Source organism: Oceanobacillus kapialis, from assembly GCF_044790185.1.
GTDB classification, from domain to species: Bacteria; Bacillota; Bacilli; order Bacillales; family Amphibacillaceae; genus Oceanobacillus_B; species Oceanobacillus_B kapialis.
The window spans coordinates 2740124-2766067 of record NZ_CP085256.1 but is presented as its reverse complement, the minus strand read 5'-3'; the positions used below and the strand labels follow the sequence as shown (position 1 = coordinate 2766067).

24 protein-coding genes are annotated in these 25944 nt (G+C 43.5%); 16 read left to right on the top strand and 8 right to left on the bottom strand.

Annotated elements, in window-relative coordinates:
* The first annotated feature begins 220 nt into the window (after positions 1 to 220).
* On the top strand, positions 221 to 1909 hold the full coding sequence (gene ilvD / locus LG273_RS14370; RefSeq protein ID WP_404454718.1) for a dihydroxy-acid dehydratase: 1689 nt from the start codon (positions 221 to 223) through the stop codon (positions 1907 to 1909).
* Positions 1910 to 1997: 88 nt separating this feature from the next.
* Here the strand turns inward: ilvD and LG273_RS14365 are convergent, their stop codons facing one another.
* Entirely contained in the window at positions 1998 to 2651 is a 654-nt protein-coding gene (locus tag LG273_RS14365; RefSeq protein WP_404454715.1) for a hypothetical protein, read from the bottom strand.
* Between the two features lie 842 nt (positions 2652 to 3493).
* On the opposite strand from LG273_RS14365, the gene ilvB reads away from it, so the two are divergent.
* From ilvB to ilvA, 8 genes are read left to right on the top strand one after another with little or no spacing between them, the layout of a single operon-like run.
* A complete protein-coding gene (gene ilvB / locus LG273_RS14360; protein WP_404459558.1) occupies positions 3494 to 5167 on the top strand; it encodes an acetolactate synthase large subunit in 1674 nt (557 codons plus the stop codon).
* Positions 5164 to 5682 (top strand): acetolactate synthase small subunit, encoded by a 519-nt coding sequence (gene ilvN, locus LG273_RS14355; RefSeq protein ID WP_404454712.1) that lies wholly within the window; start codon positions 5164 to 5166, stop codon positions 5680 to 5682. The genes ilvB and ilvN overlap by 4 nt, the downstream gene beginning before the upstream one ends.
* Before the next feature lie 20 nt (positions 5683 to 5702).
* On the top strand, positions 5703 to 6746 hold the full coding sequence (ilvC, locus tag LG273_RS14350) for a ketol-acid reductoisomerase (protein ID WP_404454710.1): 1044 nt from the start codon (positions 5703 to 5705) through the stop codon (positions 6744 to 6746).
* Positions 6733 to 8283: a 2-isopropylmalate synthase gene (locus LG273_RS14345; protein ID WP_404454707.1), complete on the top strand. Its 1551-nt coding sequence runs from the start codon at positions 6733 to 6735 to the stop codon at positions 8281 to 8283. Before ilvC ends, LG273_RS14345 begins: the two co-directional genes overlap by 14 nt.
* A 21-nt stretch (positions 8284 to 8304) precedes the next feature.
* Positions 8305 to 9411 carry a 3-isopropylmalate dehydrogenase gene (gene leuB, locus LG273_RS14340; RefSeq protein WP_379562672.1) on the top strand — a complete coding sequence of 369 codons (1107 nt, stop codon included), beginning with the start codon at positions 8305 to 8307 and terminating at the stop codon, positions 9409 to 9411.
* A 17-nt stretch (positions 9412 to 9428) separates the two neighbouring features.
* On the top strand, positions 9429 to 10835 hold the full coding sequence (leuC, locus tag LG273_RS14335) for a 3-isopropylmalate dehydratase large subunit (protein WP_379562671.1): 1407 nt from the start codon (positions 9429 to 9431) through the stop codon (positions 10833 to 10835).
* 11 nt (positions 10836 to 10846) lie between these two features.
* On the top strand, positions 10847 to 11428 hold the full coding sequence (gene leuD / locus LG273_RS14330; RefSeq protein WP_379562670.1) for a 3-isopropylmalate dehydratase small subunit: 582 nt from the start codon (positions 10847 to 10849) through the stop codon (positions 11426 to 11428).
* Positions 11391 to 12446, top strand: coding sequence for a threonine ammonia-lyase (ilvA, locus tag LG273_RS14325; protein ID WP_404454703.1), 1056 nt, complete (start codon positions 11391 to 11393; stop codon positions 12444 to 12446). The genes leuD and ilvA overlap by 38 nt, the downstream gene beginning before the upstream one ends.
* A 201-nt stretch (positions 12447 to 12647) precedes the next feature.
* On the opposite strand, the gene LG273_RS14320 is transcribed toward ilvA, so the two are convergent.
* The gene (locus LG273_RS14320; RefSeq protein ID WP_379562669.1) at positions 12648 to 13514 is read right to left on the bottom strand and encodes a YitT family protein; all 867 of its coding nucleotides are present in this window, start codon (positions 13512 to 13514) and stop codon (positions 12648 to 12650) included.
* A 125-nt stretch (positions 13515 to 13639) separates the two neighbouring features.
* Positions 13640 to 14095, bottom strand: a complete 456-nt coding sequence (locus LG273_RS14315; RefSeq protein ID WP_404454698.1) for a CoxG family protein — start codon at positions 14093 to 14095, stop codon at positions 13640 to 13642.
* 642 nt (positions 14096 to 14737) lie between these two features.
* Here LG273_RS14315 and LG273_RS14310 point away from each other — a divergent pair.
* From LG273_RS14310 to LG273_RS14290, 5 genes are all read left to right on the top strand, one after another.
* Entirely contained in the window at positions 14738 to 16147 is a 1410-nt protein-coding gene (locus LG273_RS14310; protein WP_404454695.1) for a hypothetical protein, read from the top strand.
* A 357-nt stretch (positions 16148 to 16504) separates the two neighbouring features.
* Positions 16505 to 16972 carry a hypothetical protein gene (locus LG273_RS14305; protein WP_404454692.1) on the top strand — a complete coding sequence of 156 codons (468 nt, stop codon included), beginning with the start codon at positions 16505 to 16507 and terminating at the stop codon, positions 16970 to 16972.
* A 46-nt stretch (positions 16973 to 17018) separates the two neighbouring features.
* Entirely contained in the window at positions 17019 to 17174 is a 156-nt protein-coding gene (locus tag LG273_RS14300; protein WP_404454689.1) for a hypothetical protein, read from the top strand.
* Between the two features lie 129 nt (positions 17175 to 17303).
* Positions 17304 to 17534, top strand: coding sequence for a hypothetical protein (locus tag LG273_RS14295; RefSeq protein ID WP_404454686.1), 231 nt, complete (start codon positions 17304 to 17306; stop codon positions 17532 to 17534).
* Between the two features lie 430 nt (positions 17535 to 17964).
* Entirely contained in the window at positions 17965 to 19557 is a 1593-nt protein-coding gene (locus LG273_RS14290; protein WP_404454684.1) for a hypothetical protein, read from the top strand.
* On the opposite strand, the gene LG273_RS14285 is transcribed toward LG273_RS14290, so the two are convergent.
* The gene (locus LG273_RS14285) at positions 19532 to 20203 is read right to left on the bottom strand and encodes a TetR/AcrR family transcriptional regulator (RefSeq protein ID WP_404454681.1); all 672 of its coding nucleotides are present in this window, start codon (positions 20201 to 20203) and stop codon (positions 19532 to 19534) included. The genes LG273_RS14290 and LG273_RS14285 overlap by 26 nt on opposite strands.
* A 220-nt stretch (positions 20204 to 20423) precedes the next feature.
* On the opposite strand from LG273_RS14285, the gene LG273_RS14280 reads away from it, so the two are divergent.
* Both LG273_RS14280 and LG273_RS14275 read left to right on the top strand, forming a co-directional pair.
* Complete coding sequence (locus LG273_RS14280) at positions 20424 to 21194, top strand: SDR family NAD(P)-dependent oxidoreductase (protein ID WP_404454678.1); 771 nt, start codon at positions 20424 to 20426, stop codon at positions 21192 to 21194.
* A 79-nt stretch (positions 21195 to 21273) separates the two neighbouring features.
* On the top strand, positions 21274 to 21723 hold the full coding sequence (locus LG273_RS14275) for a hypothetical protein (RefSeq protein WP_404454675.1): 450 nt from the start codon (positions 21274 to 21276) through the stop codon (positions 21721 to 21723).
* A 362-nt stretch (positions 21724 to 22085) separates the two neighbouring features.
* Here the strand turns inward: LG273_RS14275 and LG273_RS14270 are convergent, their stop codons facing one another.
* Genes LG273_RS14270 through LG273_RS14255 form a run of 4 tightly spaced genes read right to left on the bottom strand, consistent with a single transcriptional unit; the run spans position 22086 to position 25927 of the window.
* Positions 22086 to 23780 (bottom strand): DUF6044 family protein, encoded by a 1695-nt coding sequence (locus tag LG273_RS14270; protein WP_404454672.1) that lies wholly within the window; start codon positions 23778 to 23780, stop codon positions 22086 to 22088.
* Positions 23743 to 24873 carry a dTDP-4-amino-4,6-dideoxygalactose transaminase gene (gene rffA, locus LG273_RS14265; RefSeq protein ID WP_404454669.1) on the bottom strand — a complete coding sequence of 377 codons (1131 nt, stop codon included), beginning with the start codon at positions 24871 to 24873 and terminating at the stop codon, positions 23743 to 23745. Before rffA ends, LG273_RS14270 begins: the two co-directional genes overlap by 38 nt.
* Before the next feature lie 6 nt (positions 24874 to 24879).
* Positions 24880 to 25236, bottom strand: coding sequence for an EamA family transporter (locus LG273_RS14260; protein WP_379562658.1), 357 nt, complete (start codon positions 25234 to 25236; stop codon positions 24880 to 24882).
* A 1-nt stretch (position 25237) separates the two neighbouring features.
* Positions 25238 to 25927 (bottom strand): GNAT family N-acetyltransferase, encoded by a 690-nt coding sequence (locus LG273_RS14255; RefSeq protein WP_404454665.1) that lies wholly within the window; start codon positions 25925 to 25927, stop codon positions 25238 to 25240.
* Between the last annotated feature and the right edge of the window lie 17 nt (positions 25928 to 25944).

Genomic DNA, 25944 nt, shown 5'->3' with positions numbered 1-25944 from the left:
AAATGAGGCAGAAGGAGGGGAATTATGCATGAAGATTTGCCCCTCTTAAAACCTACTAGGACCTTATACTTAATTTGATTTAGACTATTATTTTTTTATTTCCTTTGAGCGCTTTATTTGCCATGTTTTACAAAGATCAATTATATAAAATTAAAAAAAATACATTGAACTATTAGAAAATTAGGCATATAATGTTGCGAAAGAAAGGTAGGGATAGTAGATGGATAAAGATTTGCGAATTAAGAGTCATGTTTTTAGTGAAGGTGCAATGAAAGCACCAAACAGAGCAATGCTTCGCGCAGTAGGTGTTACCGAAGAGGATTTTAAGAAACCGATGATCGGAATTGCCAGTACATGGAGCGAGGTAACGCCTTGTAACATACATATTGATGACTTGGCGCGGAGCAGTCAAAAAGGTGCCAGAGATGCCGGTGGGGTGCCACTCATCTTTAATACAATTACGGTTTCCGATGGTATTTCAATGGGGACACAAGGGATGCGCTATTCTTTACCAAGCCGGGATGTGATTGCGGATTCGATCGAAACAGTGGTCGGTGCAGAAAATCTGGATGGCTTTGTGGCGATTGGTGCCTGTGATAAAAATATCCCAGGCTGTATGATCGCTATCGCCAATGCGGATGTGCCAGCTGTATTTGTGTATGGTGGGACGATTGCACCAGGCCGTCATAATGGAAAAAATATCGACATTGTCTCTGTGTTTGAAGGAGTCGGAAAGCATAATAATAACGCGATTGATGACAAAGAATTGCTTAACATTGAATGTAACGCATGTCCTGGTGCCGGCGCGTGTGGCGGCATGTACACGGCCAATACGATGGCCTCAGCAGTGGAAGCGATGGGGATGAGCCTTCCGGGAAGCTCCTCCAATCCAGCTGAATCAGCGGAAAAACATGCCGATTGTGCAGACGCCGGACAAGCAGTCTATCATTTGCTGGAAAAAGGAATCTATCCAAAAGACATTATGACAAAAGAGGCGTTTGAAAATGCCATTACCGTCGTGATGGCTCTAGGCGGCTCTACCAATGCCATCCTGCACCTGCTTTCTATCGCGCATGCGATCGAAGTAGATTTAACGATTGATGATTTTAATCGAATTCAGGAAAAAACACCACATCTCGCTGACCTGAGGCCAAGTGGGAAATATGTCATGCAAGACTTGCACCGTGTTGGTGGTGTCCAAGCCGTTATGAAATTATTATATGAAAATGGCTACCTGCATGGGGATTGTCTGACGGTAACTGGTAAAACAATTGCCGAAAATTTGGCGGATGCACCATCTCTGAGCGAAGGGCAAGATGTTATTATGCCGTTTTCAAATCCGAAGCGGGCGGACGGGCCTTTAATCGTGCTTAAGGGGAATCTTTCACCAAGCGGTGCTGTCGCAAAATTATCCGGTGTCAAGGTCAAGCGACATATCGGACCAGCACGTGTGTTTGATACAGAAAAAGAAGCAACAGCAGCTGTCATGGACAATCAAATTAACGAAGGCGATGTACTGGTCATTCGCTATGTCGGACCAAAAGGTGGACCGGGCATGCCAGAAATGCTTTCCATCTCAGCAATCCTAGTCGGAAAAGGCCTTGGCGAAAAAGTGGCCCTCTTAACAGATGGTCGATTTTCTGGCGGAACCCACGGCCTAGTCGTAGGACACATTTCCCCAGAAGCGCAATCCGGCGGACCAATCGCATTTTTGCAAGAGGGGGACATGGTCACCATCGATTCTGACAAAAAAGAAATCAGCATGGAAGTAACCGCGGAAGAGCTTGAAGCACGCAAGAAAAACTGGACAGCCCCGCCGTTGTATAAAAAAGGCATCTTAGGCAAATATGCCCATAATGTATCTTGCTCCTCTAAAGGCGCTGTTACTGATTTTTTGAATAAAGAGTAAGCAAGAAAGCTCCTCCAGCTTTTGGGAGGAGCTTTTTTCATTAAGATCATTTTTTTAACCTTGTGGGAGTTATTTTGAACCAGCCCAATCAATCGGGCGGTGGAGCAATCGACCAAGAGCCCGGGGTAATCGACCAATTGTGCAGAGCAATCAACCAAGCGCCCGGGCCAATCAACCACACGAGCAGGCCAATCGACCAATTGTGCAGAGCAATCAACCAAGTGCCCAGCCCAATCAACCAAGTGCCCAGGCCAATCGACCAAACGAGCAGAGCAATCAACCAAGAGCCCGGGTCAATCAACCATGCCCCCAGGCCAATCGACCAATTGTGCAGAGCAATCAACCAAGAGCCCGGGTCAATCAACCAAACCCCCAGGCCAATCGACCAATTGTGCAGAGCAATCAACCAAGTGATCAGGTCAATAAACCACGCCCCCAGTCCAATCGACCAATTGAGCAGAGCAATCAACCAAGTGATCAGGTCAATCAACCACACCCCCAGTCCAATCGACCAAACGAGCAGAGCAATCAACCAAGTGCCCGGTCCAATCAACCATGCCCCCAGGCCAATCAACCAAACGAGCAGAGCAATCAACCAAGCGCCCGGTCCAATCAACCACGCCCCCAGGCCAATCGACCAAACGAGCAGCCCAATCAACCAAGTGCCCGGTCCAATCAACCCCGCCCCCAGGCCAATCGACCAAACGAGTAGGCCAATCAACCACGCCCCCACGTCAATCAACCCCCGCCCAGCCTAATCAACCATTGAAGCGTCCAAACAACAGTCTTACCTCTCCCCAACCACCCTACACCGAAGTTTATCGCTAATATATTACAATAAAATCAGAATAACCCTATAAAGGATCCTTAGTTAAAAGTAAAAAAACCAAACCAATATATTAATCAAAGTAAAATCAAAAATTTACCGTAACTAAAAGAATTTAACCAATATATCGCATTGTAATAAAAATGTAACATTACATACTTTTACCCATCTAACAACCATGAAAGCGCCTTCAAATTAATAGAGTTATCTAAACAAATAAAAAACTTTGAAAAAGCTGTTGACTGTTCATTTGAAACGGTATATGATTATCCGCAATATCAAATATTCAGATTTTACCCAACATAGCAATAACTTAACTGACAACTTTTAACCACCAAAAATTAAATAGGTGAACTCGATGACGGGAGCAAAGGAACAAGTGCCATGTATTCACAGAGAGCTGGGGTTGCTGGAAGCCCAGAAATACATGTTGTTCTGACATCTTCCCTGAGTGCCGCGCTGAACGCAATTTTGCAAGTAGGCTCGGTCAGGTACTAATGTGCCTGTTATCAAAGAGACTGTTTATTAGTCTCATAAGGTAGTATTCGTGAGGATGCTATAAAACCTGGGTGGTACCGTGAAAAGAGGACTCTTTTCTCCCCAATAACTCTGCTTATTTGTGCAGTTTAGGGGAGAGAAGGGTCCTTTTACTGTTAAAAAGTATTCTTTAAACAAAAAGCTCTAAGCATTTCTAAAAAAGGAGGCATGTCGACGTGAAACTTGAAGTAAAGCAGGAACCGCAAGCGGAAATCAAAACGATGACAGGTGCAGATTTGTTTATTCAAACCTTGGTGGAAGAACAGGTGGACACCATCTTCGGCTATCCTGGTGGGGCAGTGCTGCCAATCTATGATGCGGTTTACCGAAGCAAGGCACCTTTTAAGCATGTACTTTCCCGCCATGAGCAAGGTTCCATTCATGCAGCAGAAGGTTATGCAAGAGTGACAGGCAGGCCTGGTGTCGTTATTGCGACATCTGGGCCGGGTGCCACTAATCTCATTACTGGCATCACGGATGCGATGATGGATTCCCTGCCTCTCGTCATTTTTACCGGCCAGGTAGCAAGCGGCGTAATTGGAACGGACGCTTTTCAGGAGGCGGATGTACTGGGGATCACCACACCGATTACGAAATACAATTACCAGGTAAAATCAATCGCCGAGCTGCCGCGAGTAGTAAAAGAAGCCTTTCATATCGCTACTACTGGCCGTCCAGGTCCTGTTGTAGTCGACATTCCAAAAAACATTTCTGCTGAACTGGCTGACGGCGACTATACGAATTCTTTTTCTTTACCGGGGTACCAGCCGAATGTTAACCCGAATCCATTGCAAATTGTGAAGCTGGCAGAAGCTTTAAGCCATGCGAAAAAGCCGCTTATTCTTGCAGGAGCGGGTGTCCTTTTTGCTAAAGCATCTGCCGAACTAAAGGAGTTTGCGGAAAAATACGAGCTGCCTGTCACGAACACGCTACTCGGACTCGGAAGCTTTCCAGGAACACATCCGCAAATGCTAGGCATGGCTGGGATGCACGGAACATATGCCGCAAACATGGCATTGTACGAATGTGATTTACTTGTAAACATTGGCGCACGATTTGACGATCGGCTGACTGGAAACCTGAAACATTTTGCCCCAAATGCCAAGGTTGCTCATATCGACATCGACCCAGCGGAGATTGGTAAAAACATCCCAACTGATATTCCGGTGGTGGCGGACGCGAAAGCAGCCTTACAAGCACTTTTAACAAAGGAAATTACGACAGACCATGAAGATTGGCAAAAAGGATTGCAACATAACAAGCTTACATTTCCGTTGTGGTTCGAGCGCTCAGATGAATTGCTTTCCCCGCAGTGGCTGATAGAACAGATTCACCAACTAAGCGCCGGAGAAGCGATCATCACCACAGATGTCGGACAGCATCAGATGTGGACGGCACAATATTATGCCTTCGATAAGCCAAATAAGTGGGTGACATCAGGCGGGCTTGGCACGATGGGCTTTGGTTTTCCCGCAGCAATCGGCGCACAGCTCGGTGCTCCAGATGAATTAGTCGTCGCAGTAGTGGGAGATGGCGGTTTTCAAATGACATTGCAGGAACTATCCGTTCTAAAAGAACAACAGCTTCCCGTAAAAGTCATCATTGTCAACAACCAGGCACTCGGCATGGTTAGGCAGTGGCAGGAGAGTTTTTATGAGGAACGCTATTCGGAATCACTTTTCGTGGAGAACCCCGATTTTGTAAAGCTTGCTGAGAGTTACGGAATCAGGGGGGTACGAATTGAAAAAGAAGCTGATGCACCAGCCATGCTGGAAGAAGTTTTCGCCTACAACGGGCCAGTTGTTGTCGATTGCCGGGTTGAGCAAAAAGAATGTGTCTACCCAATGATCGCACCAGGAAAAGGGCTCCACGAAATGATTGGGGTGAAGAGATGAAGCGGATTATCACAGCTACTGTGCAAGACCGGAGTGGTGTACTAAATCGTATTACCGGCATGCTTCACAAACGGCAATTCAACATAGACAGTATATCAGTTGGAAAATCCGAAACAGAGGGCATTTCGAAAATGACGTTTGTTGTAGAAGTCAGTGATCACCAAAATCTCGAACAGCTAACGAAACAGCTAAACAAGCAAATTGATGTAATTAAAGTATCAGACATCACGGACAAAGCAATCGTTGCCAGAGAGCTCGCTCTCATCAAAGTAGGAAGCGCCGGGCACCAGCGAGCTGAGATTCAAGGCATCATCTCACCGTTTCGGGCTTCGGTCATTGATGTAAGCAAGGAAAGCATGACCATACAGGTTACTGGAAAACCAGATAAGGTGGAAGCGCTCATTGAACTGCTTCAGCCATATGGCATTAAGGAACTTACAAAGACTGGTGTAACAGCATTTCTAAGGGGACACCAACCAAAAACAGTTACCGATCTACACGCAACACCATTATAAAATATGAGGAGGAATTCATGATGACAAAGGTACGCTATGAAAATGATATTCAAACAGAGGTTCTAGCAGGAAAGAAAATTGCGGTCGTAGGTTACGGATCACAGGGGCATGCCCATGCATTGAATTTAAAGGAAAGCGGCTATGACGTTGTAGTTGGACTAAGACCAGGAAAATCACAGGAAAAAGCAGAAGACGATGGCTTCAACGTCTTTTCCGTAGCAGAAGCAGTAAGTCAGGCAGATGTAGTGATGGTGCTACTGCCAGATGAACATCAACCAGCCGTATACGAGGAAAGCATCAAACCGAATTTGCAGCCAGGAAATGCTATAGCTTTTGCCCACGGCTTTAACATTCATTTTAGCCAAATTGTTCCGCCAGAAAATGTGGATGTTTTCCTTGTTGCACCAAAAGGGCCAGGGCATCTTGTCCGCAGAACCTATGAAGGCGGCGCTGGTGTACCTGCATTATTCGGTGTTTATCAAGATGTGACAGGAAATGCGACAGAGTTAGCCCTTGCTTATGCGCAAGGAATCGGTGCTGCAAGAGCAGGGGTGTTGGAAACTAGCTTTCAAGAAGAAACCGAAACAGATCTGTTCGGTGAGCAAGCCGTATTATGTGGAGGTCTGACAGGCTTAATCAAAGCAGGTTTTGAAACACTGACAGAAGCAGGCTATCAGCCGGAAGTAGCATACTTTGAATGCTTGCACGAAATGAAACTGATCGTGGATTTGATCTATGAAGGTGGCCTGGAAAACATGCGCTACTCCATCTCCGACACGGCACAATGGGGTGATTTTGCCTCAGGTCCAAGAATTGTGGATGAGGGAACGAAGGCACGCATGAAAGAGGTATTGGCAGACGTGCAGTCAGGTGAATTTGCCAAAGGTTGGATCCTTGAAAATCAAGCAAACCGCCCTATGTTTAATGCGATTAATGCGAAAGAAAATAACCACCCAATCGAAAAAGTTGGAAGGGAGTTACGTGATTTAATGCCTTTTGTGAAACAGCCACTTCAAGCGAAACAATCTAAGCAAAAGGATGTGAAAGAGCATGTCACGAATTAGAATCTTTGATACAACACTTCGAGACGGCGAGCAGTCCCCTGGTGTAAACCTAAATCAGCTGGAAAAGCTGGAAATTGCCAAACAACTGGAGCGATTTGGCGTAGATCGGATGGAGGCAGGATTCCCTGCTTCCTCTAAAGGAGATTTTCAGGCAGTAAAAGCCATCGCTGACACGATTAAAAACACATCTGTTACAGCACTAGCACGGACTGTGAAGTCCGACATCGATACTGCATGGGAGGCATTGAAAGGGGCAGAGCATCCAAGCATCCACCTTTTCTTGGCTACTTCCCCGATCCATATGACCTATAAGCTAAAAAAGACACCCGAACAAGTAATGAATACAGCAGTGGAAATGGTTTCCTACGCAAAAGAGAAATTTCATGAGGTGCAATGGTCAGCAGAGGATGCTTCCAGATCCGATTTAGATTTTCTCGCGCAAATCATTGAACGTGTCATCGATGCAGGTGCAACCGTGATCAATTTGCCGGATACAGTCGGTTATACAACTCCGAGTGAGTATGGTCAAATGTTCAAATACATGAAGGAAAATGTGCCGAACATTGATCAGGCAAGGCTTTCCTGTCATTGCCATAACGATTTAGGCATGGCTGTAGCCAATTCTCTGGCTGCTGTGGAAAATGGTGCAACCCAAATTGAAGGCACCATTAATGGGATTGGCGAACGGGCAGGCAATGCTTCCTTGGAAGAAGTTGCGGTTGCACTAAAGGTTCGAGCTGATTTTTACCCTTATACAACTGGGCTGAAGCTAACGGAAACAAAACGAACGAGCGATCTCGTTGCAAAATTAACAGGCATGTACGTGCAGGCAAATAAGGCAGTAGTTGGCCGTAATGCCTTTGCCCACGAATCTGGGATCCATCAGGACGGTGTATTAAAACATGCTTCCACCTATGAAATCATTACACCAGAAATGGTTGGCGTGAAAACAAATAACCTGGTACTCGGAAAACACTCTGGTCGCCATGCTTTTAAAGATAAGGTGAAAGAGCTCGGTATCGAGGTTAGTGAAGAAAAACTAAAAGTTGCCTTTGAGGCATTCAAACAATTAACCGACCACAAAAAAGAAGTTACAGACGATGATCTGTTCACCATTTTAATGGAGGTACAAACAGACACCACATCCGTCAACAAATATCAGCTGGAAATGTTTCAGGTTCAATATGGGACAGCAAATATCCCGACAGCCACTGTGTTGCTGAAAACGCCTGATGGCAGGTCTGTCCAAACAGCCTGTACAGGACAGGGCAGTGTAGAGGCAGTGTACCGAACGCTGGATGAACTTATCACCGAAAACTTAAATCTCGTAGACTATCAAATAAGCTCTGTTGGTGGTGGAAAGGACGCACTGGCCGAATCCCATGTCCAGCTTGAGGTAAATGGGCAGGCAGTAAATGGCAGAGGAACCGCACAGGATGTCATCGAAGCCTCTGCAAATGCATTTTTAAATGCCGTTAATCGTTACATGATCAGGCAGCATACACAAGAAAACAATGTGGTCGCATCGGAAACGTAAATTAGAATGGAGGAGAAGCGTATGAATAAACAAATTATCCTGCTTCCTGGGGATGGTATCGGAAAAGAAATCATAGAATCAGCGAAGTATGTGTTAAATACAGTGGCAAGCGAATTTGGTCATCGTTTTACCTTCCATTCCCATGCGATTGGCGGGGATGCAATTGATCAGTATGGAACCCCATTGCCGGAAGATACGATCAATGCCTGCCTAAATGCTGATGCGATTTTGTTAGGCGCTGTTGGTGGGCCGAAATGGGAGGGGCTACCTGGTAATATCCGGCCAGAACAAGGCTTACTCGGCATTCGAAAAAAGCTCGGGCTGTTTGCGAACTTGAGACCAATTCAAGGGTTTGCTCCACTGCTTCATGCATCTCCTTTAAAAGAAGAAGTTGTTAATGGAAGTGATATTCTCATTATCCGCGAACTAACAGGAGGGCTCTATTTCGGCAAACCAAGTGAAAGGATTAACGAAGGAAAAGCAGTCGTTGACACACTCTATTATGAACGGGAGGAAATGGAGCGGATTGTCGAGAAGGCTTTTGAAAGTGCCAGAATTAGACGAAAGCACCTCACCTCCGTTGATAAAGCGAATGTATTAGAGTCGAGCAGGCTTTGGCGCGAAGTGGTTAATGAAAAGAGCAAAGACTATCCTGACGTAACGGTGGAACACATGCTAGTGGATGCTGCAGCCATGAAGCTGATCACTTCCCCCACACAGTTTGACGTCATCGTGACAGAAAACCTATTTGGCGATATTTTAAGTGATGAAGCTTCTGTCCTAACCGGCTCACTCGGCATGCTCCCTTCCGCAAGTATCCGCGCAGATGGTGTCGGCCTGTATGAGCCTGTGCACGGCTCAGCACCAGACATTGCAGGAAAAGGGATCGCAAATCCGCTTGGCATGATTTTATCGGCTGCATTAATGCTTCGGCATTCCTTGCAAATGGAAGAAGAAGCAAATGAAATTGAAGAAGCAGTGCTTGCGTGCCTGGAACAAGGATATCATACAGCAGATTTGTCTGTGAAAAATGGCAAACAGGTAGGAACAAAGGAAATGACAGAGGCAGTAGTTGAGAATTTGACGACAAAAAGTGTATCAGACAGCATTTGCAATTCTTATGCCTAGTTGGAGGTGGTGATGTAATGGGAGAACCAAAAACAATAATCGAAAAAATATGGGAAAATCATATTGTCCATCAGGAGGAAGGGAAGCCTGATCTATTGTATATCGACCTGCATCTTGTACATGAGGTTACTTCCCCGCAAGCCTTTGAAGGATTGAGGCTAAATGGCCGCAACGTACGCAGACCGGATTTAACGTACGCCACAATGGATCACAATGTCCCAACCAAAAATCGGGACCAGATGAAAGATGAAATTGCGAAAAAGCAAATGCAAACCTTAAAAGAGAATTGTGAAGCTTTTGGCATTCCCTTAGCTGACATGATGCACCCAGACCAAGGGATCGTGCATGTAATCGGGCCACAGCTCGGACTTACACAACCAGGAAAAACGATCGTTTGTGGGGATAGCCATACATCTACACATGGGGCGTTTGGTGCGTTGGCCTTCGGGATTGGTACTTCTGAAGTAGAGCATGTGCTGGCAACCCAGAGTATATGGCAAGAGAAACCTAAAACGTTAAATGTGCATGTGGAAGGAGATTTAGGACCTGGCGTCACTGCAAAAGACTTAATTCTAGCAATCATCGCTAAATTTGGTGTTCGATTCGGTACAGGACACGTCATTGAATATACCGGTGAAGCAGTCCGTAATTTATCGATGGAAGGACGCATGACAGTCTGTAATATGTCCATTGAAGCTGGTGCAAGAGCTGGGTTGATCAGCCCTGATGAAACGACCGTTAACTTCCTAAAAGGGAAAGAGTATGTGCCAGAAGGAGAAGCTTTTGAAGCGTTGGCTTCTTCCTGGCTAGCACTTGCAACGGATGCTGGTGCAGCCTACGACCAACAAGTAACGATTCATGCTGATGAAATCGAACCACAGGTTTCCTGGGGAACAAATCCAGGTATGTGTGTTCCTGTAAGCGGCAAGACACCTGACTTAAGCAAAGTAGAATACAAAGAGGACGTAGCCCGTGCTTTGGATTATATGGGACTTGCGGAAAATCAGCCGATTACCTCGATTAACATTGATCATGTTTTCATAGGCTCCTGTACGAATTCTCGCTTAAGCGACCTGCAAAAAGCAGCTTCTATTGTTGCTGGGAAGAAGGTGCATGACAACGTAAGAGCGATCGTAGTACCGGGCTCTTTCAGCATTAAATTACAAGCAGAAAAAGAAGGGCTTGATACGATTTTTAAAGACGCTGGCTTTGAATGGCGTGAAGCGGGATGCAGCATGTGCCTGGCCATGAACGATGATGTCGTGCCACCAGGTGGAAGATGTGCTTCCACTTCAAACCGGAACTTTGAAGGCAGGCAAGGAAACGGCGCCCGCACACATCTTGTTAGCCCGGAAATGGCTGCAGCAGCTGCGATAGAAGGCCATTTTGTCGATGTCAGAAGCTATACCAGTGTACCGAGCTAGGAGGTGGGAACATGCAAGCATTGAAAAAGCATGAAGGATTGGTTTATCCATTAAATCGAACAAATGTCGATACAGACCAAATTATCCCGAAGCAGTTTTTAAAACGAATAGAGCGCACTGGGTTTGGCCAGTTTTTATTTTACCATTGGCGTTATGATGATGAAGGGTTTAAGCGTCAAGACTTTTCCTTAAATGACCCTGCCTATCATGGAGCTTCTATTCTGATTGCCGGCGAGAATTTCGGCTGTGGGTCGTCACGTGAGCACGCCCCTTGGGCCCTGTTGGACTTCGGCTTTCAGGTTGTGATCGCACCAAGCTTTGCTGATATTTTTTACAACAATGCATTGAAAAATGGCATCCTTCCAGTTCAAATGGATAAGGAACAGGTTGATGCCTGGCTCGCCCAAGCGGAACAATCGGAGTTAAATTTGACTGTTGATTTAGAAGCACAGAGCATCACCGATCAATCTGGTAAGAAAGTTACGTTTGATATCCCGGCCTATCATAAGAAAAAACTTATCAATGGCTGGGATGATATTGCCTTAACCTTGCAGCATGAGGATAAGATTGCTGCATTTGAAACGAAGAGGTAAGAAGGAAACAACTACCAAGGAGTGTGAAACCATTGGGGATTGCTTAACAGGTGAAAAGGTTCATACGGCATTAGGAATATTGCGTCCTATTGTACACCAGACACCACTCATGACGTCAGAAACGACAAACCAACTAGTAGAGAAAAACGTCTATTTTAAAATGGAAAACCAACAAAAGACAGGTGCCTTTAAATTTAGAGGTGCAACATTTAAATTAATGCAATTATCGAAGCAACAACGGAAAAAGGGCGTCATCACCGCATCGGCAGGAAACCATGCCCAAGGAGTTGCCTACGCTGCGGCAAAGCTCGGAGTCAAGGCAACCATCTTCATGGCAGAAAAAACACCCGCCGCTAAGGTGCAAGCAACAAAAAACTATGGAGCAGAAATTGTGCTAACAGGAGAATCTTTTCAAGAGGCCTATGAAGCATCACTAAAAAGGCAGATGCAGACTGGTGCTGTTTATATTCATCCCTTTGATGACTATGACGTCATGGCAGGCCAAGGAACAATCGCGATGGAAATGCTCAAACAAGAGGATCGAATCGATACCATTCTTGTGCCAATTGGCGGCGGTGGATTAATTAGCGGCATAGCAGTCGCCGCAAAATATGTAAACCGTAATATAAGAGTGATCGGTGTCCAGGCAGAAGGAGCAAGCGCCATGTATGACAGCTTTCATAAGGAAAAAGACGTCAGGTTACAATCTGTCAGCACAATAGCAGAAGGCATTGCCGTCAAACAGCCTGGAAAGCACACTTTACCAATTATCAGAGAGTACGTGGATGACATCCTCACCGTAAGTGATGAAGAAATTGCCTCCGCAATCGTCTACATGCTCGAACGAAACAAAACGCTAATGGAAGGCGCAGGAGCTGCCGCCATCGCAGCCTTGTTCGCCCACCATCAACATATTAAATCAAGACATCTCGGCGTCATCGTCAGTGGGGGCAACATGGATATCAGCACCATGGCAAAAATTCAACATATGGCAGGACGCCTGCATCATCCCGCATAAAAACAAGCCGCCTCCTCGTGAGGGCGGCTTGTTTGATGGTGGAAGGAGGAGTGCAACGCTCGATCAAGTGACGCAAGTTTGAGAAGTGGCGCAGCAACAGCTTGAAGTAGCGCAGCACCCCCCAAACTACCGCACCAAGTAAGAAAACTCCCGCCACACCACTCAGCCACCCGCCACAAACAAATCGCTAACTCACCTCAGCTACAACTTCTGCCCATAATACTTGTCCAACGAAAAGCCGCGACCTAGTATTTCAGAAGCATTGATAAATATTACAAACGAATCAGGCTCTTCCTTTTGTAAAATACGCTTTAACTGTACAGCTTCTTGCTGCTCTGTCACACATAAAATCATTGTTTTATTCTTATTGGAATAGCCGCCAACCGAGCGCACCTTCGTAATTCCTCGGTCGATTCCATCACGAATAAGTTGCTGGATTTTCTCTTCTTCCTCTGTGATAATCATAATCAGCTTTGTGGCAGAGGTGCGCAGCTGGACAATATCTATCGTTTTGCTTGTAACATAAATGGCCATTAAAGCAAACAATGTTAACTCTAGATTAAATACAATAATCGAAGCAATGACGACAAATCCATCTACAATAAGCTGGGAATAGCCGCTCGATATCCCTGTGAATTTTTTGACGACTTGAGCAATAGCGGCTGTTCCACCAGTGGAGCCATTTCCTTTATAAACAATGCCCAGTCCTGTACCAAGAACAATTCCCCCATATAGCGCACCGAGCAATGGATTTGTTACCGTATATGGAATATCAGCAGAAAGCCAGATAATAAACGGTACCCAAAACGTACCAATCAGTGTTTTCCAACTAAAACTCTTCCCCATGGCGATCCAGCCGATAATGAAAATTGGGATGTTAATAAGCATTTGCGTATAGGCTGGGCTTAACCCATATAATTCGAATAAAATCGTACTAATACCAGATATTCCACCCGCAGCAAGCTTTGAAGGAAGTAAAAAGAGGTTATAGCTTAATGCAACAAGGGTAGCACCAAGAATGATCTTCAACGCATCATTCACTGCACGATTTCTATGTAATGTATTCATATAAAATCTCCTTCATATAGAAACTGATGACTGATATATTTTATCATTAGGAGCACGGAGAGTAAAACACCCCTCTTATAAAGATATAAGAAAAAGACTACCATGACGGTAATCTTTCCTATTCTTTATCGTGCAACAGCTTCTGCACGTTGCATTTTTCTCACCACGGCTTCTGTAAATTCTTTCGTGGTCCGCGGAAGCATGGTCCGCAGCATGGTATTTACCATCGGACCAATCAGCCCTTTGGCTGTTATATGCAGGTAGCCGGTCATTTGGACTTTTGATTTTGATAATTCCTCTGCATGAAAATAGCCATCGCCGGAAAAATTTTCATTTAATCCTTTGAGAGTAAAGGAGATACGTGCAGGTTCCACCCATTCCTGAATATCAATTTTAAGGCACACCGTTTTATGTACCACGCCTGCATCCCCACGAAATGTCCATGTTGATTGTCTCTCATTTAGAATTTCATGTTCCACATAACCCGGAACCAAGGTTGCCCAATTCGTAATATTACTCACAAACGACCACGTATTACGAATGGGAAGATCCACTTCCAGCTGATGAACTCCACTCGGCATTTCTGTCCCTCCCTGATGTCGTTTACACACTTTACTATGCTATGCTGCTTACCAGGTTATAGAAGTTGTCTAGGTCAAAAGGTTTAAATAAAAATATTTATCCAGCCTAAACTGGCAGTAAGCCCCCCACCAAATGAAGTCTCACTATATTGAAAGTATTAAAATGAATCGCCACGTCGCAAAAGTGAAACCTCTCATTCAAAAGTGAAACCACACGCCCCAAAAGTGAAACCACACGAGTCAAAAGTGAAACCACACGCCCTCAAAGTGAAACCACACGCCCCAAAAGTGAAACCACACGAGTCAAAAGTGAAACCACACGCCCTCAAAGTGAAACCACACACCCCCAAAAGTGAAACCACACGCCCCAAAAGTGAAACCACACGCCCTCAAAGTGAAACCACACACCCCCAAAAGTGAAACCACACGCCCTCAAAGTGAAACCACACGCCCCAAAAGTGAAACCACACGCCCTCAAAGTGAAACCACACACCCCAAAAGTGAAACCACACACCCCAAAAGAAACCACACCCCTCCAAAGTGAACAACCCCTCGCCTTAAATCAACCCCATTAGCTTGAGCCAAAGATGAAAAAGGTCTATGCTATTAATGGATAGATTGCTACGAAGAGGAGTTAACACAATGAAAATAATTGCCTTTGGACTGCGAATCGCTACGGTGATTTTTGCCATTTTACATTTTATAACCTATTTCTTTCTTTCAGATTTTCTGCTGGTCATTTTAGCAATGAGTGGGTTCGCAATATTGCTGTTTGCCTTCCTTCGCTTCGGTTTGAAAAGCTTCAAGCTTCCGCTAATGCTTTTCCTAATTGGGATAGGGGTTCTGGTATACACAGGCAACTTAACATTTTCCGGTTTGGAAACAGGTTTTTTGCAAATGCGGGATATTATCGGCTTACTGATTATTGTGCCGATGATCAGCTGGGTGTTGCGCGGTGAACCATATATGGAAGCAATCCTTTCCCGAGCACACCATGCAATTGATACAAGTAGAAAATTTTATTCTGCTGTCATGATATTCACGCAGATTATTTCTTATTTTCTACTATTTGGCGCTATTCCGATGGTGTATCAATTCATTAATGGAATTTTGAAAGAGGAGAAGGGAGAAGGTTGGGAAAACTTTAAGGGGACGGCGGTGCTCCGTTCATTTGCCCTGTCGACCATGTGGGTTGTCAGCATACCAAGTTTTATCTTTGCTGTGGAGACAATGAATGCTTCGCTATGGCTTGCCATCCTCCAAGGATTGCTCATCGCAGCTTTAGGGATTGTGATCTCGGTTGCTTTCTCCACCAGACAGGAAAAGAAATATGGACTTCATATCACAGACGTATTACAAGGGAAAATTGCAGGAATTATACGCGGGTCAACTTCAACCAAGGTTAATAAAAAACTAGTTAGAGAGTTTCTGCTTTTGTTTGTAACGTTATTTGGGACGATTTTTGCGTTACATGGCATTTTTTCCTTAAAATTAATGATTACAATACCAATCGTTATTTTCTTATGGAGTCTACTATACTATGGAATAAAAAGGCGACCGGGAAAATTCATGGAAGAAACACGCCATTACGTAGAAGCGGGGATGCTGAAGCAATCCTACCAACTTAGTATTATGCTAAGCGCGGGCGTTCTGATATTTGCCCTTAACCAGACTGGCTTTGGTACGGCGGTTGTAGATGGAGTCTATTATTTACAGGGGCACATCCCGTTTCTAAACTTCCTTTATCTGCTCCCATTCATCGTCATCTTGCTCGGTTTTCTAGGGCTTGGTCCACTGACAGTAATGGTGCTTGTAGCGGGAATTTTGGAATCCATTGCACTGCCATATCCACCTGAACTCATTGTACTCGCGGTGACATCAGGAAGCGTTATTTCCATCTTGCTTTCCCCACTTATCATGCCAGTCATCGTGTTGAGTGCTTCCAATGGGTTGAATGGTTTTAAAAATGGCATCAAATTTAACCTCGGTTACGCCACCGTTTTTTATATTCTAGTACAATGCTACATTCAAACGATGATTCATATATTGTAAGCTTTCTGAAGGGGTACAAATCTACTATTGTTTGTACTCCTTTTTTAGGAAATAAGAAAGTATAAATACTTGCTGTATAATGTTCTTAGACAGAAACAGCCACGTCCAGCTCCAGCGCCCAGAGACTAGCGAGACTTCCCTCACCTCCGTACGATAAGTCAACATCAGCTCCCTACGATCGCCGTGTTTCCTTTATCTCCTGCGGTTCAGTCCAGTCCGTACGTCTCTAAACGGGCACTTGCGCTTTTGTTCGCTTCCATAACGAGCCAAAAACGAAACATTTCCAATAGAAAATCGTACATCATCATAGATGGATTTTATCTGCGGCATAATAAGTAAGCAGGGGGAGGAATTTAGATGACAGAAAGCCATAACGAGCATCAACTGAACGTTGCTTTAGAAGGACTCCAAAAAAATAGTGATGAACAAGTCGCCACAAAACTAGAATTAGATAAATGTAAGCGCATTGTGCAAAAATTGCGTTCCCATTCAGATGATTGTGCAGTATGCAAGCAATACTTTATTGAATTTGAAGAGCACATCTTGCAACTAAAGGAAAAACAACATTCTCTGACAGAAGAAGATTTCAAGCAACACAAGCAAACAATCGACAAAATCAGTTCCCATTTAATAAAACAGCATAAGCTTGTAACAAGTGGGTATTATTTAAGTATTTACATGTCGATTGGCACTAGTTTAGGAATTGTACTTGGCCTACTGATATTCGATAATATCGGTGTCGGATTACCACTTGGTATAGGAGCGGGTGTAGCAATTGGCGCAAGTTTGGATGGGAATGCAAAGAAGAAGGGGTTGGTGTTGTAAGGTCGCACTTCGTAAGTTGAACGATAAAACGAAAGTGGGTGTTTAGATGAGATACTTTACAATTGTTTCACTCTTTTTATTCCTATTAGTTGGCTGTGTTAAAGAACAAGGAATCGATCGTCTTTCTACCAGACAGGAAAATGTAAACCTTGGCCAACAAGACAATCATCCCGATTATCAAAATGTATTTATCCCGCATTAACTGGCAGTAAGCCCCCCACTTCAAAAATGCGGGAAACAATCATGCATTCTAAGCGGGGGATCAACTGCCAGTAAAGGCCCGATTCGTTCAACTAACATTTGCTGGGGAGGAAGGGAACCCCCCCACCAAATGAAGTTTCACTTTATCTATGACATTACGGAATCCAGTATTCATATCGCACCACCTGCTACTGACCCGGAAGCTTCCTATCCGATTTATGAGGTTTTCATTAACGATTCGACCGTGATAGAGGGGGCCGTAAATACATTTAATGAGTTAGCATTAGAAGATAATGTAAAGGTATGGGTTAACCAAGAAGGAGATGGTAAAGAGGTTGCTGAAAAAATTGTAGTATATTAATTTACAACACTAAACTATACCTACGAAACTCTTTCATATGCTCTAATAGGAAATAGCAACCTCTATCTCTATTTTATAACACATCTCCCATCATCTAATCCTACATATTAGGTGAAGTACCATTAAATACACCTCCCTTAAAACTCCCTTTATAAACTACGTGTTAAATCCCTGTAAAATATTCCATATTGGTTTGACAGTGCTACAAGGACAAGGATAAAGTAAAGTTGAAGGTAGCGGGGAATGAAAAATTTACTGTACCGCCAACTATATAGTGCCTTCCATCCTCACCATTTTTACTCGCTACATTAAAATTAAAAACAATACCTACCTATGTAAAACTCTGGTTAATTTGTCCCAATTCTGTACTAGGATAAGCGTTCTGTGTCATATCAACTAATAAGGGTTCTAAAAAAGAGGAGGTTCTCTAGTGAAAACACTTGGAAGAATTTCGGTCTCATTGTTGCTCATTCTGTTATTCGGCTTTTTGCGTGACACGATTTTAGCACAACCCTTAGCTCCACACCCACCAACCCCAGTATGGCAACAGGATAGTCCAGTCTACTCTCCCAGTGGAAAAGGCAGTAACGGAAATGACGAGACACCAGGGGAATGGTATGCAGGGGATACCCCAGCTAATTTACAGGAAGATGCCCCCGTCCTATTATTTGTCCCAGGATTAAACAATGTTGCCCAGATTTTTTGGGAGGACAATGATATGTACCAAACAGCACTAGATGCAGGCTATCAGACAGCATTTGTCCAGCTACATGATGCTGGCGGTGCCTCGGCAGATATGTGGGAAAACGGCCAGCTCCTTGCAGAAAAGATAGAAGAAATCTCCGCACATTTTTCCAATAAGCCCATTACCGTGATAGCTTACAGTAAAGGTGGAGTCGATACACATGCAGCCATCACCTATTATGGCGCAGGAGAATTTGTAGAGAATGTTATTACTCTCTCCAGTCCACACCATGGCTCACAGCTTGCAGATTTAGCGAACAGCAGCTGGGCAGGATGGCTTGCTGATTTAATTGGTGCACAAGGGGAAGGAACCACTGCCGTAGAAACAGGATATATGGAATATTTTCGTTCCATAACCGACGTGGAGCCTGCTGCTTCCGCTCATGATTATTATACAATTGGCGGAACTGATTGGGGCTCGATGTTTTCCTCAACCTGGTTTGGTGGTATGTATTTGAACAGCTATGGAGACAATGATGGCGTCGTGACAGCAAACAGTAGCCATCTTCCTGTAGGGGAACTTTTAGAGATTGGCAACTGGAATCATACCACTGTTCGATCTGGTGATACGTTTCCTATATTTGAGAATGCGATTTCCGATAACAGCCTGGCTCGTTTAACTCAGCATACTCCTATTTATGAGGAAGCTATCCAACAGAAAGCACCCCTTAATCAATGGATCACTGGTGGAAAACTGATCAAAGGAAAAGAGAAGGCTCTTCCAATTACGATTGATGAATCCATCAAGAAGGCAAATCTCCAATTTTTCTCAGCAGCACCATTACTAAGCCTCGAACTTGTAGATCCAACAGGAAAATCCACCCCTATTACTCCAAAAGTAACCGAAAATGAAGAAGGCTATTTTATTAATTCGATTTCCCACCATATCGCATTAGAAAATTTGCAAACAGGAACATGGCAACTACGACTTAAAAGCAGTAAAGAGAATGCTTACCTGCTCGTTGCTGACTACACGGGAGAAAACCTTGTTTCTGTAGAAGCGGATGCCTTTACTAATAAAAGTAACCTCACCCAGACGGTCACGGTTGATAAATCACAGGTGAAACCAGAGACAGTGAAAGCAACGTATTATGTGAAGGAATCTGGTGCCACTCCTGCACAGGTACGCACGTACGAGAATGATGCAAACCTATCACAAACCGTTCCGTTACAAAACGAAAACCAAAGCTATGTTGTCACCATAGAAGTAGAAGGTCTAACAAAGGAAGGCAATGCGTTCAAACGAACATTCATTAATTCAGTATACCGTGCTGATTAGATAGGAGGTCCTGTTTATGCAGGGCCTTTTTCTTTTCACAAGCAGGGTATTCTTTTGTTTTGTACATTTTAGGAGGATTGTAGTTGAAAATATGCAGAAGCTGTCGTGACATATAAGTAGTGGATGCCCGGAAGTCATCTTTAATCCAATCTAAAATCAATCCCCACATTCCATAGGCACGGTATGTTTGAAATAGATGGTCATTAATGTGATCATCCTTTGAGGTTAACAGGTTCAAATCCTCGTTAAACAGCTGAATAACGGTATGAATAAACCGCTTTTCAAATCCGGGGATCCCTTCCGAATGTTTCCATAGCTTATAAAAATCCGCATGTTCTAAAATATAATCGAACAATTGAATATCACTGACAGATAGTTGAACCATGTTTAAATGATTTTTATGGAGGTAGGGGGCGCGAAATGCGGTCACTAGCCCATTGATCAATTCCTTTTCCAGTTCGTCGACTAATGCTTCCTTGTAATGATAGTGACGGTAGAAGGTTGCTCGATTATAATCTGCCTTTTCTACAATATCTTTAACCGTAATCGCATGATAAGTCTTATCTTCCATAAGCTGAATAAATGCTTTCATCATGTTCGCTTTCGTTCTAAGTATTCTTCGGTCTGCTTTCTTGTATTCTCTCATTACGATTTCCCTCCTATAAAAGCAACAGATCTAAAAAATGTGTTGAAAACGTATACAAAAGGTATATTATTGCGGATTGATGAGTGTTCGGTAAGACTTTTATAATAAGACAAAAGAACTTCTTTTTCTGCTTGTGGGCTGTCCAAGGTGACTTAATAAGAATATTCTAACATATTTCCCGCCAGCAGTCGTGAAGAAACTCTATGAAGGAGGAATCGTCATGAATTTTAAGGAAAAGGTAGTTGTGATTACAGGTGGCGCAGGAGGAATCGGGAAGGTAACAGCGAAGGCTTTTTTAGACAAAGGTGCAAAAGTCGTTCTTGTTGATATGAACGGAGACGCCCTAGCTAATGCAAAAGAAGAGCTTGGAGAAGGAGACGATCGCATTCTCACTGTTACGGCAGACGTCACGAACGAAGACGATGTAGCACGCTATGTGAAGGAAGCAAAGGATACATTTGGCAGTCTTGATGTTCTTTTCAATAATGCTGGGTTTGAAGGGCCGTTTGTCCCAGTAAAGGATAGTGATTATAAAACGTTCCAAAAGGTTATGGAAGTAAACGTTTATGGCGTATTCCTTGGCATGAAGCATGCTATTAAAGTGATGGAAGAGCAAGGAAGCGGGGCCATCGTCAATACTATCTCCAATGCAGGTTTTATTGGCAGCGCAGGAATGTCTCCATATATTGCCTCCAAGCATGCGGTAGTTGGTTTAACAAAAACAGCCGCACTCGAACAAGCTGAGACTGGCATTCGTGTAAACGGTGTGGCACCAGCAGCAATTGATACGCAAATGCTGGGCAATATTGAGAAAAATATGTCACCAGACGATGTGGAAAATGTACGCAAACAAATTCAGGCAGGTGTACCGATGAAGCGCTATGGCCTACCAGTAGAAGTAGCACAAGTCGTATTATTCCTCGCTTCAGATGAAGCCACATTCGTAACAGGAGCAACTTACCCAGTAGATGGTGGCTCTCTAGCAACCTAACAGCCTGTCAATTTAAATAATATAACGGCTCTCCTATGAATATTATGTAAAGAGACTGTGTTTGTAGGGGAGCGTTTTTATGAAAAAAGGAATTGTCATCGGTGCTGCAGGGGCTATTGTTATAACATTGACACTGCTCCTTTTCCAAATATTTTCGCCAAAAAATCAAGCAGAAAGAGCTGTGGAAAATTTTTATGAATATGAGCAAGAAGGTGCGTATTCTCTTTCCTGGGAAATGTTTCATCCCTCCATGCAGGAGCGAATGGATAAAACAGAATATTTGCAGGTGAGAGGCGAATTGTTCTTAGGTTATCTCGCTACAGAGGATTACAGTTATACATTAGAGAACACAGATAAATTGAAGGATTGGTCGATGGATGATGCAAGTGAATCCTTGGATGTTGTGTATCAGGTGCAGGTCAATCAACGGTTTAAAGGGGACTTTGGTAATTTCACAATCGTACAACATGTCTATGCAACGGAGACGGATGGTCAGTGGCGTATATTATGGGATTTTAAAGATCGCTAGCACTGAAACCAAGGAGCTCCAGTGCTAGCAATCATTGCTCAGCCTTATTCTTCCTTTTTTCCATGATATAATTTACCGTGGGATATACAATCCAAAATAATACCACGACAAGTGGTCCTAAATACCGGAAATTGCTAGGAAGGTAAATGATTAAAAATATACCAGTAATGAGAAAAGGTGGCATAAGTAACCAATAAAACTTGTTTTTGAAGTGTTTGCTAATAGTAACACCTCCTAAATTGATAAGCCACTCTGCATCACCTATAATACATTTTCCAGACTGGCCTCGCTCCGAGCCTTTACTAAAAATACGTTTAAAGTATAAAAGCGTTTCACGTTTTTGAAAGAATTATCAAAAAAACCTACTCCACCCGATAAAGCGATATCTCCCATGGAAGCCCGTCCTGTTCAAATTCTTTCTCAAAAGTCAACCCGAGCTCGTTACTATTTTCAATCGGCACGGCTGAAAGGATATAGTCACCCCCAAGCTCTTTCAACGCTTCGGTATCGATAGCCAGCTGTTCGATCGGTTCATTACGGTCCTTAGTAAATAAATAATCCTTTCCATGCTCCGCAACATACATATAAAGCCTCCCACCCCACGTATCATAGTAATTTTCCAGTGTGGGGCTCTTCTCAAGCTCGCCTGCAATAACCTCTCTAAATGCATGTTTATACTCCAAAGGAAAGCTATTGTTATAGGTATCCAATGTATAAAAACCATTATACTGTGCAATAGTTGGATGCATTCCAATACTTACTACTCGGTACTCGGACTGGTTTTCTCCAATATAATTCTCTATTTCCTCAAACAAAGCTTCAGAATAAAATTCCTCAACGCTTGGTGTATCCAATGCACTGTATTTATTTTGTTCATTGAATGGGAAAAGGAACATACATTGTGCAACGACCAACACAATCGCAATTATTTTTCCAAAAGGGATATGCTTCCAAATAATCGCAAGTGCTAACGCAAAACAGATATACCAAATTGCCGGGTCAAAGAAATGAATACGGGAAAAATTAAAGGTATTGGCAACCATAACATTATCTTTGACGATGCGCCAGCCTTCCCAGTACCAAAAGGCATACCAGAGGGACAACAGAAAGTTAAAGCTGAAAAGACTAAGCAGCCAAAAAGGCTTAATGTTTCGGTATGCAGCAATTAGAAATGCGAAACCAATGACAGGTAAAACAATAAGAAATTGCTCTGCTGTATCATGGGTATGCCCATAGAGAAAGTTCTCAAATGTTAATCCGATGCTTCGCTCAAAGGTGTTATGCCCAAGGCTAAGTTCGTTACGATGTGACGTAAAACCAGAATCGAAAAACATAGAAAAGATAAGTAAATAATTTTTCACAAGGTAAATTACGGTCATCATCGCGATACCAGAAAAGAACACCCAATTACTTCGCTTGTGCCTTATCCAGTCGATTAACCAGACAAGCCCCATTACTGCCAAAAAGAAAACAAAGGACAATACAAAATTTGAAAAGAAAGGGATGATTGCTAGAATGATCCAATAGTAGAATTTAGCATCTTTCCCATCTTTCCGTAACATCAAAAAGCAATGTAACGCTAGAGGCAAACCGGCAATCGATAACATCCCGGATGGCCAGTAGGGAAGGAGGGCAAATCCTAAGGCAGCGCCAATGGCAACGATTTGCATTTTTTCTGAACGGATTGCATGATGCTTTAGTAATAAATACATTCCAAAAAAAGCAGCAAGGCGCATGATCGTTTGCCCAATCGCATAAGCGGTCATCGGCTCAAATAAGACATACATCCATACCATTGCATCAAGCCCGGATGGCAGGGTACTTCTTGGCAAGCCGTTGATCACATTTGGCAGGGTGGCGCCTGGTAGTGTGAAAATTTGTCCGCTGTCTGCCAATAATTGATACCATACGATGTTGGAATCAAGGTTATCATGTATCCGGATATGCGCATCCTCACCCAGAATAAAGTACGGTGACACATAAGCTGCAATGACGATAAGTGCCAGCCAAAGCAGCACTCTATTGATGGAAAAACTGTTGTATCGCTTTGACCACATAAGAAACGTCCTCTTCTTTCAGTCCGTAGTAGAGTGGAAGGCGCAGAAGCCTTTCACTATCGGTTGTTGTGTACGTATCTTTCCCAACAAATTTTCCATACTTTTGGCCGGCATCTGCCGAATGGAGTGGTACATAATGACTCACTGCCATAATCTCCATTTCTTTTAAATGGTTCATAAGTTCACGTCGTGTAGCTGCACTGTCTGTTTTTAAATAAAACATGTGCGCATTATGCGTACACGTATCAGGGATATGGGGTAAAACAATTTTTCCTTCCTCCATTAGAGGCTTGAGGGAATTGTTATACTGCTCCCAGCTGGCAAGGCGTTGTTCGTTAATTTCCTCTGCGTGATCTAATTGAACAGACAAATAGGCTGCGTTTAGTTCGCTTAACAAATAGGAAGATCCAATATCCCGCCATGTATATTTATCCACCTGACCGCGAAAAAATTGGGAACGATTTGTTCCTTTTTCTTGCAGGATTTCCGCGCGCTTTATCATATCGGGATCATTAATAAGCAAGGCGCCGCCTTCTCCACATGTATAATTTTTGGTCTCATGAAAGCTGATGGTTCCAAGGTGTCCAATCGTTCCAAGAGGCTGCCCCTTATATGTACTCATCAGTCCTTGGGCCGCATCCTCAATTAGAAAGAGATCGTGCTTGTTAGCAAGCTGTAGGAGCGCATCCATATCACAAGAAACACCAGCATAATGAACGACAACGATAGCTTTCGTTTTTTCGGTAATAGCTCCCGCAACTGCCTCAGGGTCAATATTCATGGTAGCGGGATCTACATCAACAAAACGAATTGCTGCTCCCCTTAATGCAAATGCGTTTGCGGTAGAGACGAACGTATAGGAAGGCATGACCACTTCATCCCCTGGTCCGACATCCGTCAAAAGTGCTGTCATTTCTAAAGCAGCCGTGCAAGATGGCGTTAACATGGCACATGCGCTTCCAAGGTTTTTCTCCAGCCAGGTGCAGCATTTTTTCCCGAACGAGCCATTGCCAGATAGCTTCTGTCCTGTTAGTGCTTGTTGGATGGCGATAGATTCTTTTCCTGTCACAGTTGGTATATTAAACGGAATCACGTTACATCACCTCATTACAATAATGCCTAGAATTATGAAAGAAAAGCCGATTATTTTTTGCATGGAAACTGGTTCTTGAAATAAAAATGCAGATAGAATAAATACAAGCACAAATGATAGACTCATAAATGGATAAGCATAGCTTATATCGAATTTTGTCATGGCAGCCATCCAGCACAATGCTGCTAGAAAAGCTGATAAAAACCCGGAAATAATCCACGGATTAAGAAGCAGTTGCAATAATGTCATGAATTTATCAAGGAAAGAGGCAGGTAACTCTCCGACCTGATCCATCTTCCATTTTAAAATTAGTTGCCCATAAACCGTAAAAGAGATAGTGCCAAGAATATACAGATATCCCATGCTACACACCTACTGGCAGGGAAACATTGAGTTTATGGTACACATCAATGGAACGTTCCATTTTAAAACCTAGCGATAAAAATAAATTCAAGGAAGCTAGGTTAGATGGGGAAACAGATGTGCGAATGGCGTCTAGCTGACTAAATTGGAAATGTTCTCTTGCTGCCAGACTAGTGAAGGCCCTCGTTAGGCCTTTCCCGCGAAAATCTTCTTTAATTGCAAGCAATAAAATTTTGTCTTTCTGATAGGCATAAAAGCCTGCAAATTCACCCTGGTAATCAAAGGCCAGTATATGATCCTCTTCAATCAAATCCTTTACCCAGTTTTTGTAACGATTATCTGCCATAAAGTTCGGTATCTCTGGATCGCGGTGAAACCTGCCTCCGGAAAAAGCTTCTCCACTAATCGCGATCACTTCTTCGGGCGAGTAATCACGAGTAAGGGAAATTCCTTCCCGTTCGACGGTGCGTAGCTTCCTTTTTTCACACACAGGTTCAATTAGCGTATCTACATAATAAAAACCATATTTCCGCAAATTGTCCTTGCTGGCAAGCGGCTCCGTTTTTAAAGTGAAATGGCCTTCCACTGTATTCGTTTGCTTTAATGCTTCCTCAGCAAGCGAGGTCACTTCGTACGTATCCACGTGAAAATTTCGTTTGTCCCAAGGTGTTGGCTGTAAATAATTTTCCATACTATCAGCTCCGTTTC

What these genes read in the sequence shown, in the direction of transcription:
- ilvD (WP_404454718.1), top strand. Translation starts at nt 221, where the DNA reads ATGGATAAAGATTTGCGAATTAAGAGTCATGTTTTTAGTGAAGGTGCA.
- ilvB (WP_404459558.1), top strand. Translation starts at nt 3,494, where the DNA reads ATGACAGGTGCAGATTTGTTTATTCAAACCTTGGTGGAAGAACAGGTG.
- ilvN (WP_404454712.1), top strand. Translation starts at nt 5,164, where the DNA reads ATGAAGCGGATTATCACAGCTACTGTGCAAGACCGGAGTGGTGTACTA.
- ilvC (WP_404454710.1), top strand. Translation starts at nt 5,703, where the DNA reads ATGACAAAGGTACGCTATGAAAATGATATTCAAACAGAGGTTCTAGCA.
- LG273_RS14345 (WP_404454707.1), top strand. Translation starts at nt 6,733, where the DNA reads ATGTCACGAATTAGAATCTTTGATACAACACTTCGAGACGGCGAGCAG.
- leuB (WP_379562672.1), top strand. Translation starts at nt 8,305, where the DNA reads ATGAATAAACAAATTATCCTGCTTCCTGGGGATGGTATCGGAAAAGAA.
- leuC (WP_379562671.1), top strand. Translation starts at nt 9,429, where the DNA reads ATGGGAGAACCAAAAACAATAATCGAAAAAATATGGGAAAATCATATT.
- leuD (WP_379562670.1), top strand. Translation starts at nt 10,847, where the DNA reads ATGCAAGCATTGAAAAAGCATGAAGGATTGGTTTATCCATTAAATCGA.
- ilvA (WP_404454703.1), top strand. Translation starts at nt 11,391, where the DNA reads ATGAGGATAAGATTGCTGCATTTGAAACGAAGAGGTAAGAAGGAAACA.
- LG273_RS14320 (WP_379562669.1), bottom strand. Translation starts at nt 13,514, where the DNA reads ATGAATACATTACATAGAAATCGTGCAGTGAATGATGCGTTGAAGATC.
- LG273_RS14315 (WP_404454698.1), bottom strand. Translation starts at nt 14,095, where the DNA reads ATGCCGAGTGGAGTTCATCAGCTGGAAGTGGATCTTCCCATTCGTAAT.
- LG273_RS14310 (WP_404454695.1), top strand. Translation starts at nt 14,738, where the DNA reads ATGAAAATAATTGCCTTTGGACTGCGAATCGCTACGGTGATTTTTGCC.
- LG273_RS14305 (WP_404454692.1), top strand. Translation starts at nt 16,505, where the DNA reads ATGACAGAAAGCCATAACGAGCATCAACTGAACGTTGCTTTAGAAGGA.
- LG273_RS14300 (WP_404454689.1), top strand. Translation starts at nt 17,019, where the DNA reads ATGAGATACTTTACAATTGTTTCACTCTTTTTATTCCTATTAGTTGGC.
- LG273_RS14295 (WP_404454686.1), top strand. Translation starts at nt 17,304, where the DNA reads ATGAAGTTTCACTTTATCTATGACATTACGGAATCCAGTATTCATATC.
- LG273_RS14285 (WP_404454681.1), bottom strand. Translation starts at nt 20,203, where the DNA reads ATGAGAGAATACAAGAAAGCAGACCGAAGAATACTTAGAACGAAAGCG.
- LG273_RS14280 (WP_404454678.1), top strand. Translation starts at nt 20,424, where the DNA reads ATGAATTTTAAGGAAAAGGTAGTTGTGATTACAGGTGGCGCAGGAGGA.
- LG273_RS14275 (WP_404454675.1), top strand. Translation starts at nt 21,274, where the DNA reads ATGAAAAAAGGAATTGTCATCGGTGCTGCAGGGGCTATTGTTATAACA.
- LG273_RS14270 (WP_404454672.1), bottom strand. Translation starts at nt 23,780, where the DNA reads ATGTGGTCAAAGCGATACAACAGTTTTTCCATCAATAGAGTGCTGCTT.
- LG273_RS14260 (WP_379562658.1), bottom strand. Translation starts at nt 25,236, where the DNA reads ATGGGATATCTGTATATTCTTGGCACTATCTCTTTTACGGTTTATGGG.
- LG273_RS14255 (WP_404454665.1), bottom strand. Translation starts at nt 25,927, where the DNA reads ATGGAAAATTATTTACAGCCAACACCTTGGGACAAACGAAATTTTCAC.